Origin of the sequence: Streptomyces canus, assembly GCF_030815415.1 — a bacterium.
Classification (GTDB): Bacteria; Actinomycetota; Actinomycetes; order Streptomycetales; family Streptomycetaceae; genus Streptomyces; species Streptomyces canus_F.
This window is the reverse complement of the sequence record NZ_JAUSWW010000001.1, coordinates 3,315,734-3,329,008: the sequence shown is the minus strand read 5'-3', so window position 1 is coordinate 3,329,008 and position 13,275 is coordinate 3,315,734. Positions and strand designations below refer to the sequence as shown.

Below are 13,275 nucleotides of genomic sequence, written 5' to 3'. Positions count from 1 at the left end.
ATGGTTAGGCAAGCTCAGCACGAGGCGCCTAACTGGTCAAGTGAGTTTGAGGGGTTATCTGGGCGCTGCTTTGATGTCGTGCACGGGCGGTGCCGACCTTCGTGACGCGACGACTACCCTTCGGCACCATGCCGCTCCACTTCGAACTCCGCCCTGGGGAAGGGCTTGTCCTGCCCCGAGGGGCAGGGGTGCTGCGATTCGGGATGGGGGAGCGGGAGGCCCAGTGGATGGTGGCCACGCTTGCCGATGTACGGGAGGCGTGGGTCTGCGGGGCGGGGTGGAGCTTCGGGGCCGCTTACGAAGGGGTCGAGCTGCTGGTCTGCGGGGCCGCGGACGAAAGGCGGCGACTCGACTGGATCAACCTCGCTCAGCCGGACGCGCCGGCCTTCCCGGTCGTCTGGCAGGACATCGACCTCTTCGGGCATGAACAGGGCGAGGTGGAGCGGGCGTTGGCGGACGTCGATGGAGCCGGCCTTCGGCTGGAGCGGTCACCGGCGGTGTACTTGAGGTCGGTGTCCCTGACGGCGCGTCCCTCAGCGCCGGTCTCCTGACCTGCACGGGCCTCGCCCTCACATGCCGGGTCACATCCTCGCGCACACCAAGATCTTCCCCACGTTCCCGCCCCTCAGCATCGACAAGAACGCCTCCACGATCCGTTCGAAGCCCTCCACCACCGTCTCGTCCAGCGTGAGCGCGCCGCTGAGGAGGTGCGGGACGGCGAAGTCGTACAGCTCGTCCTGGAGGTTGCGGTAGTCGCTGACCAGGAAGCCCTCGATGCGCAGGCGCTTCTCCACCACGTCGGCGTGGTTGAAGACGACCGGGGGCGCGTCCGGGGTGTTGTACTGGCTCACCGTGCCGATGCGGACCACGCGGCCGTGGTCGCGCAGGGCGCCGATCGCCGCGCCCAGGTGGTCGCCGCCGACGTTGTCGACGAAGACGTCGATGCCGGTGGGAGCGGATTTCGCCAGGAGGTCCGGGACCGGGCCCTGGTGGTAGTCGAACGCCGTGTCGTAGCCGACCTGTTCGGTCAGATGGCGGACCTTCTCCGGTGAGCCCGCGCTGCCCACCAGCCGGCCCGCGCCCAGCAGCCGCGCGAAGCGGCCCGTCGCCGTTCCGACCCCGCCCGCCGCCGCGGAGACGAACACGTCGTCGCCCTCGCGCAGCCGCGCGATCCGGGTGAGACCGACGTACGCCGTCAGGCCCGTGCCCCCCAGCACGCTCAAGTACGCGGACAGCGGGACCCCTTGGTGCAACGGCAGGCGTCTGACCTCCCCCGGGGTCACCAGGGAGTGGGTGCGCCAGCCCTGCCGGTGGAAGACGATCTCGCCCTCGGGCAGCCCCGGGTCCCGCGAGGCCACGACCCGGCCCAGCGCGCGGCCTTCCAGTGGCGCGTTCAACTCGAAGTCGCCGTCCATCATTTCGCGGTGGTAGGGGTCGACCGACCAGTAGAGGTTCTCCACCAGCGCGGTGCCGGGGGCGGGGGAGGGCAGGGAGGACTCCACGAAGGCGAAGTCGTCGGCGGTGGGGAAGCCCTTCGGGCGGGCGGTCTGGTGCACGGTGATCGCTGTGTCGGTCATGGACGGGACCGTACGGAGGAATGCCGAACCGCAGCAGAGGGTTGCGCTCATGGAACGGACACATCCATGAGCTTTCGCTCATAGCAGCAGGTGGGGGACGCGCCATGAGCAGCACCGTCGATCTCGCGCCGCAGGAACTCCGTACCCTCGTCGCGGTCGCCGAGGAGGGCGGCTTCTCGGCCGCCGCCGTCCGGCTCGGCACGAGTCAGTCCGCCGTCTCGCACGCGGTGCGCGGCATCGAGCGCAAGCTGGGCGTCGTACTGTTCGACCGCGGACGGTACGGGGCCCGGCCCACGGCGGCCGGCGCACGGGCCGTCGCCCACGGCCGTCGTGTCCTGCGGATGCTGGACCTGCTCGTCCGGGAGACGCGGGCCGCGGAGCCCCACGACGTCGCCGGGCCCCTGCGGATCGCCGCCTTCCGCAGCGCCGCCCTCCACCTCCTGCCTCCCGTCCTGGAACGCCTCACCGCACGGCACCCCGCGATCGAGCCGACCGTCACCGTCGTACGGGAGATCGGGCCCGGCACGGCCGGAGAGGTCGCCGAGGGGCGGGCCGACCTCGGTATCGCCACCTTCGGCACCAGTTCCCCGATCCCGCCGCACCTGGTCGGGGACGTACTGCTGGAGGAGCCGTACGCGCTCGTCCATCCGGCCGGCCACCCCGCCCCGCGCTCCCTGCCGCTCGTCGACTGGCGGGAGAACTGCTCCTCCTACACCCGCACCTGGTGGGCGGCCCAGGACTGGATCCCCACCGCGACCGTCCGCGCCGAGGACGACGGGGCGGTGCTCTCCATGGTGGGCAGCGGTCTCGGCATGGCGATCATGCCCGCGCTCTCCCTCACCAGGGCACCCCACGGCCTGGAGATCACCGATCTCGGACCGGACCGGCCCACCCGTCGGATCGGATACGTCACCACACCCGAACTCGCCACCACTGCCGTCGTGCGAGCCCTGGTCCGCGAGCTGCGCAGCCATGCGAAACCGCAGGTCAGCGCCGTGTGACCCACTGCACTGTCTCAGATAGTAGGAAGTCCGAGTAATTGTGGAGACAGACCGAGCCTCCTCCCTTAGCTTTGTAGAAGCCGAACGTCTCGCTCGATCAAGCGAATGGCGGTCGTGAGCCGGGCCCCATGCAGGCAACCCCTGTGGCCACCGCTCCCCGCCTCTTCCGGCGTCTCGTAACGTCCTTCCGTACTCCATGAATTCGAAGGAGTCGATTTCTCATGGCCGAGACGACCGCCCGCCGTCGAGTCCGTCACACCGTCCGTACGAACGAGTCCGACCGCAAGAACGCCGCGGCCGCCCTCCAGCGCGCCCTCGACCGCCGTGACAACGGCGGCTCGACCGGCCACTGAGGCCGCACACCCCCAGTACCGGGAGCCGCACCCGTCGGGATGCGGCGCGGGATCACGTCCCGCGCCGCACCTCGAAATGGTCGATCCGGTCGCCGTTCTGTGCCAGCGCCGACACCTTGAGCCTCGGCGCCGTACCGCTCTCCGCCTCCACCTGGAGGAACGAGAACCCCCGGTAGCGCACCCGCGACCACTCCACGGTCTCCTTGTCGGCGGCCCGTGACTTCGTCCACCGGAAGGTGTCCACGGACTCGCGGTCGCGCACGTGCCCCTCGTAGCTCTCCTTCACGCCCGCCGGGAAGCCGTACAGGTCCTTGCCGCCACCGCCCGCGGTCACGTACACGGTCCCGTCCCGCGTCGGGTCGGTCGACGCGCCGATCGGCACCCGCCTGCCGACCGCGTCGCCCTTGATGGCGTCGGTGCGCTCGTAGACGTGGTTGTGCCCGTTGATCACCAGGTCCACCTGGTGCTTCGCGAACAGCGGCAGCCACTCCTCGCGCACCCCGCCGTCGGAGGCGTGCGAGGAGGTCGAGTAGGCGCAGTGGTGGAAGAAGACGACGACGAAGTCCACGGATCCCCGCAGCTCGCCCAGCTTCTCGTCCAGCCACGCCGTCTGCTTGCCGCCCGTGTAGCCGAGGTTGGCGGGGATCTCGTACGACACGTCGTTGGCGTCCAGCGCCACGAAGCCGACGTTGCCGTACGTGAACGCGTACACGCCCGGCGCCGCGCGCGGGTCGAAGCCGCTGTCCGGTAGGGACCAGCGGGCGAGCTGGCCGCCGTAGCCGTCGGGGGAGTACCAGGCCTCCATGTCGTGGTTGCCGGTCGTCACCATCCACGGCACCGACCGTGTGACCTCCTCGTTCTGCTTGAGGAACAGGTCCCAGTACGCGGGGTCGTAGCCGTCCGAGGTCTCGCCCCGGCCGTTGACGTTCGCGTAGCAGATGTCGCCCGCGTGGAGATGGAACGCGGGGTTCTGACGCAGCAGGATGTGGTCGTTGGCGGCCGCCGCCTTGCTGACTCCCTGGTCGCCGAAGGCCGTGAAGACGAACGTCTCCGGGCTCGCCGGGGCTGTGCGGAAGGACGCGATGGTGGAGCGGTGTGCGGCCGCGGCCGGGTCGAGTCCGTCGTGGCCGACGCCGTAGTAGTAGGTGGTGCCGGGGCGCAGGCCGTCCAGGGCGGCGTGCAGGTAGTACTGGTCGAGGGGCGCGCGGACGCCCGGGACGCCCGGGGTGCGCAGATCGCGGACCTCGGCCCCGATCCGGCGGCTCAGATCGTCGGGGCGTGTGCCGATCCGGACGAACGGCTTCCGCACCGCGAGCGGGACCTGCCAGGAGATCCGCATCTGCGTCTTCGGGTCGGCCCCGAAGGCGAGGTGACGGCCGAAGGGGGCGACGACCGAGCCGTGCACCTTGGCGGAGGGGGACGGGGAAGCGGTCGTACGGGAAGAGGGCGAGGGCGAGTCTCCCGCGCAGCCGCCGGTCAGCAGGCCGCCCGCCACCGCGCCGGCCGTCACCAGGGTGCGGCGCCGGGTCAGCTTCGTGCGCAGATACTCGTACTGCTCGGCCATGCTCATCCGGCGCGCGAGCTGCGGCGGGATGCCGACGTCGGGAAGGTCCATGCCGGTGAAGTTCCCAGCGCAGCCCAACACCCGCCATACGTACGGGTGAACGCCAGTCGAAGGGCTGACGCCCAGGTGTGCGCGGCTGTCCGTATGGCGGACGTGTCGTGTCATCCCATGGGACGCGGAGTAGGGTGCGGACATGTCTCGCAGCATCAATCTCGCAGTGATTCCCGGTGACGGCATCGGCCAGGAGGTCGTGGCCGAAGGTCTGAAGGTCCTCTCCGCCGTCCTTCCGCAGGATGTGAAGCTGGAGACCAAGGAGTACGACTTCGGCGCCAAGCGCTACCACGCCACCGGTGAGACCCTCACCGACGCCGACGTGGACGCGCTGAAGCAGCACGACGCGATCCTCCTCGGTGCCATCGGCGACCCCAGCGTCCCCTCCGGCGTCCTGGAGCGCGGCTTCCTGCTCAAGCTCCGCTTCCTCTTCGACCACCACGTCAACCTGCGGCCGTCGAAGCTGCTGCCGGGTGTGGAGACACCGCTGAAGGGCGAGCCGGCCATCGACTTCGTCGTGGTCCGCGAGGGCACCGAGGGCCCGTACACCGGCAACGGCGGCACCATCCGCAAGGGCACCCCGCACGAGGTCGCCACCGAGGTCTCCGTGAACACGGCCTTCGGTGTCGAGCGTGTCGTCCGCGACGCCTTCGCCCGTGCCCAGGCCCGTCCCCGCAAGAAGCTCACGCTGGTCCACAAGAACAACGTGCTCTCCTTCGCGGGCCACCTGTGGACGAACGTCTTCAACCAGGTGGCCGAGGAGTTCCCCGAGGTCACCACCGACTACATCCACGTCGACGCGGCCACGATCTACCTGGTCACCGACCCGGCCCGGTTCGACGTGATCGTCACCGACAACCTCTTCGGCGACATCATCACCGACCTCGCCGCGGCCGTCTCCGGCGGCATCGGCGTCGCGGCGAGCGGCAACATCAACCCCAGCGGCGAGTTCCCGTCGATGTTCGAGCCCGTCCACGGCTCGGCCCCCGACATCGCCGGCCAGGGCAAGGCCGACCCCACCGCCACGGTCCTGTCCGTCGCGCTGCTCCTGCGTCACCTCGGCTACGAGGCCGAGGCCGCCCGGATCGACGAGGCGGTCTCCGTCGACCTCGCTGAGCGCACCGGCAAGCCCGCGCGCAGCACGTCGGAGATCGGCGACGCGCTCGCCGTACGAGTAGCCGGCTGACCCGCCAGGCTCCAGAACCACACGAAGCCGCCGGGTCGCATCTGCACCCGGCGGCTTTCCTTATGTCCCCGCCGGGTGCCACCATCATCCCCTGGGTCGCATTCACGCCGTTTTCGTCCCCGGCCTCCGCAGCGCGATAATCGAACGCGGAGCCGCGGAATGAGGGAATGCTCGGACGTCCTAGCACTGGCAACTGACAGTAAAGGGGCGTGGAGCGCGGCCCATCACTACACAACCGGTGAAGGACAACCACTCATGACGACGCCCACGATCGAGCTCAAGCCCTCAGCCTCGCCACTTTCCGACGCCGAGCGCGCCGCGATCCTGGCGAACCCCGGCTTCGGCCGCCACTTCACCGACCACATGGTCGTCATCAAGTGGACCGAGGGCCGCGGCTGGCACGACGGCCAGCTCGTGCCGTACGCCCCGCTCCAGCTCGACCCGGCGACGATGGTCCTGCACTACGCGCAGGAGATCTTCGAGGGCCTCAAGGCGTACCGCCAGCCCGACGGGACCGTCGCCACCTTCCGCCCCGAGAAGAACGCCGAGCGCTTCCAGCGTTCCGCACACCGCCTCGGCATGCCCGAGCTGCCGGTCGAGACGTTCATCGAGGCCTGCGACGCCCTCGTCCAGCAGGACCGGGCCTGGGTCCCGGCGCACGGCGGCGAGGAGTCCCTCTACCTCCGCCCCTTCATGATCGCCACCGAGGTCGGCCTGGGCGTCAAGCCCGCCAACGAGTACCTCTTCCTGGTCATCGCCTCCCCGGCCGGCGCCTACTTCCCCGGCGGCGTCAAGCCGGTCTCCATCTGGCTCTCCGAGGACCGCGTCCGCGCCGTCCCCGGCGGCATGGGCGACGCGAAGACGGGCGGCAACTACGCGGCCTCCCTCCTCGCCCAGGCCGAGGCGGCCGCCAAGGGCTGCGACCAGGTCTGCTACCTCGACGCGGTCGAGCACAAGTGGGTCGAGGAACTCGGCGGCATGAACCTGTACTTCGTGTACGGCGACAAGATCATCACGCCGACGCTGACGGGCTCGATCCTGGAAGGCGTGACCCGCGACTCCCTGCTGGAGGTCGCCCGCGACCTCGGCTACGAGTCCGAGGAGGGCCGCGTCTCCATCGACCAGTGGCAGCGCGACGCCGAGAACGGCACCCTGACCGAGGTCTTCGCCTGTGGCACGGCCGCCGTGATCACCCCGGTCGGCACGGTCAAGCGCGCGAACGCCGAGTGGCAGCAGTCGGGCGGCGAGCCGGGCGAGGTCACGCTGAAGCTGCGGCAGGCCCTGCTGGACATCCAGCGCGGCACGGCCGAGGACAAGCACGGCTGGATGCACAAGCTGGGCTAATCGCGGACCCCACCGGGGCCGCCGTGGACTCCGTGTCCGCGGCGGCCCTTTCGTATGCCGTCTGTCGGCCGCGGCACCGTCGTGGCTGGTCGCGCAGTTCCCCGCGCCTCTTCAGGGCGCATGTCGTGATCGCAATTAGAACGACACTCAATGTGATGCATGCCATGAGAAGAGCGCAGGGTTCCCTTCGTCGATGTCTCTGATTAGAGTGAAGTTCTAAGAGAAGGGAACGACATGCGGCTGACCCCCACCGAACGCGACCGGCTGCTGCTCTTCGGAGCCGCCGAGCTGGCCCGTGCCCGCCGCGCCCGAGGGCTGCGGCTCAACGTGCCGGAGGCCACCGCGCTCATCGCGGACACCGTGTGCGAGGCCGCCCGCGACGGGGCACGGCTCGCCGAGGCCGTCGAGCGGGCCCGCGCGGTGCTCGGTCCTGACGACGTGCTGCCCGGTGTCGCGGACGTCGTCACCGAGGTGCATGTCGAGGCCGTCTTCGACGACGGGTCCCGGCTGGCCGTGGTGAGCGACCCGATCGGCGGCGGGCTCGGCCCCGAGGCTCCCGGCGCGCTGCTGCCCGGACCCGAGCACGCCGAGCCGGAGGCCGTCGTACGGCTGACGGTCACCAACACCGCGACCGTCCCCGTCTCCGTCACCTCCCACTTCCACTTCTTCGAGGTCAACCCGCGCCTCGACTTCGACCGCGCCGAGGCCTACGGGACGCGGCTCGCCGTCCCCGCCGGTTCCTCGGTGCGGTTCGGGCCGGGGGAGTCGCTGGAGGTCGGCCTGGTGCCGATCGGCGGTGCCCGCGTCGCCATCGGCTTCGCCGGGCTCGTCGACGGACCGCTGGACGCACCCGGCGCCCGCGAGGAGGCCCTGCGCCGCGCCGCCGCCTGCGGCTACCTGGGCGTGCCCGCCGAGGAGGCCGGCCGATGAGCCGCCCCGGAGGGCACCCCGCCGAGGCCCGCCGCCTCACCCCCCACGAGTACGCCGCCACCCACGGCCCCCGCGCCGGCGACCGCATCCGGCTCGGCGACTCCGGGCTGACGATCCGCGTCGAGGCCGACTCCCAGCGCTACGGCGACGAGTTCCTCGCCGGCTTCGGCAAGACCGCCCGCGACGGACTGCACCTCAAGGCCGCGGCCGTGCGGGAGACCTGTGACGTCGTCATCAGCAACGTCGTCGTGATCGATGCCGTGCAGGGGATCCGCAAGGTCTCCATCGGCATCCGGGAAGGCCGTGTCCACTCCATCGGCCGGGCCGGGAATCCCGACACCCTCGACGGGATCGACGTCGTGGTCGGCACCGGCACGTCCATCGTGTCCGGCGAGGGGTTCATCGCCACCGCCGGGGCCGTCGACACCCACGTCCATCTGCTGTCGCCCCGGATCATGGAGGCCTCGCTGGCCTCCGGCGTGACCACGATCATCGGCCAGGAGTTCGGGCCGGTGTGGGGCGTCGGCGTCAACTCGCCCTGGGCGCTGCGGCACACGTTCAACGCCTTCGACGCCTGGCCGGTCAACATCGGTTTCCTGGGCCGGGGTTCGTCCTCGCACGACGCGCCCCTGATCGAGGCCCTCGCCGAAGGCGGTGCGTCCGGCTTCAAGGTGCACGAGGACATGGGCGCCCACACCCGGGCTCTGGACACGGCGCTCCGGGTCGCCGAGGAGCACGACGTCCAAGTCGCCCTGCACAGCGACGGGTTGAACGAGTGCCTGTCCGTCGAGGACACCCTGCGCGTCCTGGAGGGGCGCACCATCCACGCCTTCCACATCGAGGGCTGCGGCGGCGGACACGTCCCGAACGTGCTGAAGATGGCGGGCGTCGCCAATGTCATCGGCTCCTCCACCAACCCCACCCTGCCCTTCGGCCGGGACGCGGTCGCCGAGCACTACGGCATGATCGTCTCCGTCCACGGCCTGAAGACCGACCTGCCCGGCGACGCCGCCCTGGCCCGCGACCGCATCCGCGCCGGGACCATGGGGGCCGAGGACGTCCTGCACGACCTGGGCGCGATCGGCATCACCTCCTCGGACGCGCAGGGCATGGGGCGAGCGGGCGAGACGGTCCGCCGTACGTTCGCCATGGCAGGGAAGATGAAGGCCGAGTCGGGAGCCCCCGACGAGGACCACGACAACGAACGCGTCCTGCGCTACCTGGCCAAGCTGACGATCAACCCGGCCATCGCGCACGGACTTTCGCACGAGGTCGGCTCCATCGAGGTCGGCAAGCTGGCCGACATCGTGCTGTGGCGCCCGGAGTACTTCGGCGCGAAACCGCAGCTGGTACTGAAGTCCGGCTTCCCGGCGTACGGCGTGGTGGGCGACCCCAACGCGGCGACGGACACCTGCGAACCCCTCGTGCTGGGGCCGCAGTTCGGCGCGTACGGCGCCACCCCCGCCGATCTCTCCGTCGCCTTCGTCGCCCGGGCGGCGCTCGACCAGGGCAACGACTCGATGCCGACCCGCCGCCGCAGGGTCGCCGTCCGCGGCACCCGCGGCATCGGACCGGCCGACCTGCGCCTCAACTCCCGTACCGGAGCGGTCGATGTCGACAAACGCACCGGCCTGGTCACCCTCGACGGCGAGCCGCTGCGCTCCGAGCCGGCCGACTCCGTCTCCCTCAACCGCCTGTACTTCCTTTAGGCCCCCTGGAGCACCTCATGACCTACCGCATGCCCGCCGAGTGGGAGCCGCACGAGCGCACCTGGATGGCCTGGCCCGGACCCAACGCGACCTTCACCGACGACGAGGAACTCGCCGAGGCCCGGACCGCCTGGGCCTCGGTGGCCCGCGCCGTGCGCCGCTTCGAGCCGGTGACGATGGTGCACGGCACGGGCCAGGGGGAGTCCGCGCGCGAGCTGCTCGGACCGGACATCGACCTGGTGGAGCGCGAGCTCGACGACGCGTGGATGCGTGACATCGGGCCCACGTTCGTGAGCGACGGCCGTCGACTGGCCGCCGTGGACTGGGTGTTCAACGGCTGGGGGGCACAGGACTGGGCGAGCTGGGAGCACGACTCCAAGATCGCCCGCCACGTCGCGGACCTGGCCGGGGTCCCGGTCCGGAGCAGCGCACTGGTGAACGAGGGCGGCGCGATCCACGTCGACGGCGAGGGCACGGTCCTGCTCACCGAGACGGTCCAGCTCGGCGCCGAGCGCAATCCCGGCTGGACGCGCGAACGGGTCGAGGCGGAGATCCACGACCGACTCGGCACCAGCAAGGCGATCTGGCTCCCGCACGGCCTCGCCGGCGACTACGGCACGTACGGCACCCAGGGGCACGTCGACATCGTCGCGGCCTTCGCCGGGCCCGGCACCGTGGTCGTCCACAGCCAGCGGAACCCGGACCACCCCGACCACGCCCGCTCGCGGGAGTACGTCGAGATCCTGCGCGGACAGACGGACGCGAGGGGCCGCCGCCTGGAGGTCGTCGAGATCCCCGCCCCCACCGTCCTCAAGGACCAGGACGGGGAGTGGGTCGACTACTCGTACATCAACCACTACCTCTGCAACGGCGGCGTCGTGCTCTGCGCCTTCGACGACCCGAACGACGAACTCGCGGCCGGCATCTTCCGCCGGCTCTTCCCCGAACGGACGGTGACACCGGTGGACGCGCGGACCGTCTTCGCGGGCGGGGGCGGCATCCACTGCATCACCCAGCAGCAGCCGAGGACGACGGTCAGGTAGAACGTACGGGTGAACGTGCTGACCTGTGCCGCCTGCGGAAGCCGCCTGACCGAGCCGCTGCGGCTCCTGCCGGAAGTGCCGCCCCGCCCGGAGTACGACGGACTCAAGAACCCCGACGGCTCCCGGCACGCCCCGCCGACCCTCCCGCGCGGGGCGTACGCGGTGGACCCGGAGCCGTGCGGGGCGCCGTACGTGCCGCATCCCGACCCCGAGTGGTGCGGATCGGCCCACCCGGGGGACGTGTGCATAGGAGACCCCGACGGACCGGGATGCCTGATGTCCGCCGGGCCGCGCGACACATGGGTGGTCCACCCCGAGGACACCCGTGGGCGCTTGTCCGCCAACCCCGCCGTCGAGGAGGTCGGGTGCTGCGGCCGTCCCGGCCGCGAGGGGCCGAACGAGGTCTGCGCGGAGTGCGGCACGGCCGTGGCGACGCGGTACTCCGAGTGCTACGGCCCGTACGAGACGCACTTCCTGCCGGACGCCGTCCGCGTGGAGTCCGTCGTATGACCCCCGCCCGCCGTCGCACCCCCGCCCCGCCCCGCGAGGACGTCCTCGTCGCCGCCATGGAGATGATCGCCGAACTCGGCCTGGAGAAGCTCACCATGGCGGCCCTCGGCCGCGAGGTCGGGATGAGCAGCGGCCACCTCCTGTACTACTTCCACTCCAAGGACGAGCTGCTGCTCCAGACCCTGGAGTGGAGCGAGGGCCGGCTGGGCGCCGAGCGCGGCCGCCTCCTCACCCGTACGGCCACCGCGCGTGAACGGCTCGATGCGTACGTCGACCTGTATGTCCCCGACGGCCATCGCGACCCCCACTGGACGCTCTGGCTGGAGGTCTGGAACCGCTCGCAGAACGCCCCCGCCGACGCCCGCGACCGGCAGGCCGCCATCGAGGGCGCCTGGCACCGCGACCTGGTGGCACTGCTGGCGGAAGGAGTGTCGAGGGGCGAGTTCCGCGCGGTCGACCCGGACCGCGTGGCCGCCCGGCTGCGGGCGCTGCTCGACGGATTCTCCATCCACGTGGCGATCGGTCTGCGAGGCACGGACCGAGCGCAGATTCTCGGCCACGTACGGGAGTTCCTGGACGAGAACCTTCTCGCGGACGCGTGAGGCGGCGCCCGGGTTGTACTCAATTCGGGGGATTGCCGTGTGTCGTGTGATGCGCTTGCCTCGTAGAGAGCCCTCGGCACAGGGCCGGGGGAAGCAGTGTCAACGGGGGAAACGATGTCACATGTCCTACGGGGGACGTCTGTAGCGCTGCTCGCGGGGGCGATCGCGCTGTCGACGGTGACGGTGGCGGCCGGTGCCGCGCCGGAGCGAGGGGAGACGCGGCGGGTCAGTGAGGGCGCCGGCGGTGAGCAGGTGGCCGGGGACTCGCGGACGCCGTCGATCAGCGGTGACGGCCGGTTCGTCGTCTTCGAGTCGGACGCCGACGACCTGGTGCCGGGGGACACCAACCAGTCCACCGACGTGTTCCTGCGCGACCTGCGCAAGGGCACCGTCCAGCGGGTCAGCGTGCGCGACGACGGGGGCGAGTACACGCTCGCCTACGGCGCCCACATCAGTGCCGACGGGCGGTACGTCGTCTTCCAGGGCGGCACGGGGTCGCCCGAGGAGGGCAACTGGTTCTCGGGTGTCTTCCTCTGGGACCGGGTGAAGGACCGGACCGAGGTCGTCAGTCTCACCGACGACGAGAAACCGGCCCACGGCACCGATCCCGTGATCAGCCGGGACGGGCGGTACATCGCGTTCGTCTCCTCGCTCACCGACCACGGCGACACGAGCACGCGCATGGGGGTGGGCGTCTACGTGCGCGACCGCGAAGAGGGCACGACCCGCCTCGTCAGCGTCACCGAACCGCCGCCCACCGACGACGGGCACTCCTGGATCATGGGCGCCCCCAGCATGAGCGCCGACGGCAGCCGCGTCGCGTACGCCATGAACCAGGCGAGGCCCGGCCGCCACGGGGCTGCCTACACCTGGGACCGGCGAACCGGGCTCAAGGAGCGCTTCGACCGCGCGGACCAGCGCACCAGCCGTCCCACGTTCAGCGGCAACGGCCGGTACGCGGTGTTCTACTCCGCCGCTCCCGACCTCGTGCCCGGGGACACCAACGGCATGGAGGACATCTTCGTCCGGGACATGAAGAAGGGCACCGTCGAACGGGTCTCCGTCAGCGCGACCGGGGAACAGCTGGACGCCAGGTCGTACGAGCCGATGATCAGTGAGGACGGCCGGCGGGTCGCCTTCGTCTCCGGCGCGACGAACCTCGTGGCGGGCGACACCGCCCACGGCCCGCTCTTCTCCCGCGACCTGCGCACCGGCGTCACCCAGCGGGTGACCGTCGCCCAGGACGGCGGCGAGAGCGACTACCAGGGCTGGCCGGCCACCGCGGTGAGCCGGAACGGCCGGGTCGTGGCCTTCGACTCCTGGGCCACCGACCTGGTGCCCGGAGACACGAACGACAACCGCGACGTCTTCGTACGCCGCCTGCACTGACCGCACTTCGCACGCA

At 70.9% G+C, this 13,275-nt stretch carries 13 protein-coding genes; 11 read left to right on the top strand and 2 right to left on the bottom strand.

The features are described from left to right. Positions 1-188 precede the first annotated feature (188 nt). Positions 189-551, top strand: a complete 363-nt coding sequence (locus QF037_RS15140; protein ID WP_307025505.1) for a hypothetical protein — start codon at positions 189-191, stop codon at positions 549-551. A gap of 30 nt (positions 552-581) precedes the next feature. On the opposite strand, the gene QF037_RS15135 is transcribed toward QF037_RS15140, so the two are convergent. Further along, the gene (locus QF037_RS15135) at positions 582-1,577 is read right to left on the bottom strand and encodes an NADP-dependent oxidoreductase (RefSeq protein WP_307025503.1); all 996 of its coding nucleotides are present in this window, start codon (positions 1,575-1,577) and stop codon (positions 582-584) included. Positions 1,578-1,681: 104 nt separating this feature from the next. Between QF037_RS15135 and QF037_RS15130 the strand changes: the two genes are divergently transcribed. Continuing rightward, complete coding sequence (locus QF037_RS15130) at positions 1,682-2,578, top strand: LysR family transcriptional regulator (protein ID WP_307025502.1); 897 nt, start codon at positions 1,682-1,684, stop codon at positions 2,576-2,578. 221 nt (positions 2,579-2,799) lie between these two features. After that, the gene (locus QF037_RS15125; RefSeq protein ID WP_266887662.1) at positions 2,800-2,931 is read left to right on the top strand and encodes a hypothetical protein; all 132 of its coding nucleotides are present in this window, start codon (positions 2,800-2,802) and stop codon (positions 2,929-2,931) included. 52 nt (positions 2,932-2,983) lie between these two features. On the opposite strand, the gene QF037_RS15120 is transcribed toward QF037_RS15125, so the two are convergent. Continuing rightward, positions 2,984-4,546: a purple acid phosphatase family protein gene (locus QF037_RS15120; RefSeq protein ID WP_307025500.1), complete on the bottom strand. Its 1,563-nt coding sequence runs from the start codon at positions 4,544-4,546 to the stop codon at positions 2,984-2,986. 142 nt (positions 4,547-4,688) lie between these two features. Here QF037_RS15120 and QF037_RS15115 point away from each other — a divergent pair, with 142 nt between their 5' ends. From QF037_RS15115 to QF037_RS15080, 8 genes are all read left to right on the top strand, one after another. Then, a complete protein-coding gene (locus QF037_RS15115) occupies positions 4,689-5,732 on the top strand; it encodes a 3-isopropylmalate dehydrogenase (protein WP_307025499.1) in 1,044 nt (347 codons plus the stop codon). A gap of 255 nt (positions 5,733-5,987) precedes the next feature. After that, positions 5,988-7,076: a branched-chain amino acid aminotransferase gene (locus QF037_RS15110; protein ID WP_307025497.1), complete on the top strand. Its 1,089-nt coding sequence runs from the start codon at positions 5,988-5,990 to the stop codon at positions 7,074-7,076. Positions 7,077-7,310: 234 nt separating this feature from the next. Beyond that, positions 7,311-8,006, top strand: coding sequence for an urease subunit gamma (ureA, locus tag QF037_RS15105; RefSeq protein WP_307025495.1), 696 nt, complete (start codon positions 7,311-7,313; stop codon positions 8,004-8,006). Continuing rightward, positions 8,003-9,715 (top strand): urease subunit alpha, encoded by a 1,713-nt coding sequence (locus QF037_RS15100; protein WP_307025493.1) that lies wholly within the window; start codon positions 8,003-8,005, stop codon positions 9,713-9,715. The genes ureA and QF037_RS15100 overlap by 4 nt, the downstream gene beginning before the upstream one ends. Positions 9,716-9,732: 17 nt before the next feature. Beyond that, complete coding sequence (locus tag QF037_RS15095) at positions 9,733-10,758, top strand: agmatine deiminase family protein (protein ID WP_307025491.1); 1,026 nt, start codon at positions 9,733-9,735, stop codon at positions 10,756-10,758. A gap of 9 nt (positions 10,759-10,767) precedes the next feature. Next, a complete protein-coding gene (locus QF037_RS15090) occupies positions 10,768-11,268 on the top strand; it encodes a hypothetical protein (protein WP_307025490.1) in 501 nt (166 codons plus the stop codon). Then, a complete protein-coding gene (locus QF037_RS15085) occupies positions 11,265-11,870 on the top strand; it encodes a TetR/AcrR family transcriptional regulator (protein ID WP_307025488.1) in 606 nt (201 codons plus the stop codon). The genes QF037_RS15090 and QF037_RS15085 overlap by 4 nt, the downstream gene beginning before the upstream one ends. Before the next feature lie 114 nt (positions 11,871-11,984). Beyond that, the gene (locus QF037_RS15080; protein ID WP_307025486.1) at positions 11,985-13,259 is read left to right on the top strand and encodes a TolB family protein; all 1,275 of its coding nucleotides are present in this window, start codon (positions 11,985-11,987) and stop codon (positions 13,257-13,259) included. Positions 13,260-13,275: the final 16 nt, after the last annotated feature.

What these genes read in the sequence shown, in the direction of transcription:
- QF037_RS15135 (WP_307025503.1), bottom strand. Translation starts at nt 1,577, where the DNA reads ATGACCGACACAGCGATCACCGTGCACCAGACCGCCCGCCCGAAGGGC.
- QF037_RS15130 (WP_307025502.1), top strand. Translation starts at nt 1,682, where the DNA reads ATGAGCAGCACCGTCGATCTCGCGCCGCAGGAACTCCGTACCCTCGTC.
- QF037_RS15125 (WP_266887662.1), top strand. Translation starts at nt 2,800, where the DNA reads ATGGCCGAGACGACCGCCCGCCGTCGAGTCCGTCACACCGTCCGTACG.
- QF037_RS15120 (WP_307025500.1), bottom strand. Translation starts at nt 4,546, where the DNA reads ATGGACCTTCCCGACGTCGGCATCCCGCCGCAGCTCGCGCGCCGGATG.
- QF037_RS15115 (WP_307025499.1), top strand. Translation starts at nt 4,689, where the DNA reads ATGTCTCGCAGCATCAATCTCGCAGTGATTCCCGGTGACGGCATCGGC.
- QF037_RS15110 (WP_307025497.1), top strand. Translation starts at nt 5,988, where the DNA reads ATGACGACGCCCACGATCGAGCTCAAGCCCTCAGCCTCGCCACTTTCC.
- ureA (WP_307025495.1), top strand. Translation starts at nt 7,311, where the DNA reads ATGCGGCTGACCCCCACCGAACGCGACCGGCTGCTGCTCTTCGGAGCC.
- QF037_RS15100 (WP_307025493.1), top strand. Translation starts at nt 8,003, where the DNA reads ATGAGCCGCCCCGGAGGGCACCCCGCCGAGGCCCGCCGCCTCACCCCC.
- QF037_RS15095 (WP_307025491.1), top strand. Translation starts at nt 9,733, where the DNA reads ATGACCTACCGCATGCCCGCCGAGTGGGAGCCGCACGAGCGCACCTGG.
- QF037_RS15085 (WP_307025488.1), top strand. Translation starts at nt 11,265, where the DNA reads ATGACCCCCGCCCGCCGTCGCACCCCCGCCCCGCCCCGCGAGGACGTC.
- QF037_RS15080 (WP_307025486.1), top strand. Translation starts at nt 11,985, where the DNA reads ATGTCACATGTCCTACGGGGGACGTCTGTAGCGCTGCTCGCGGGGGCG.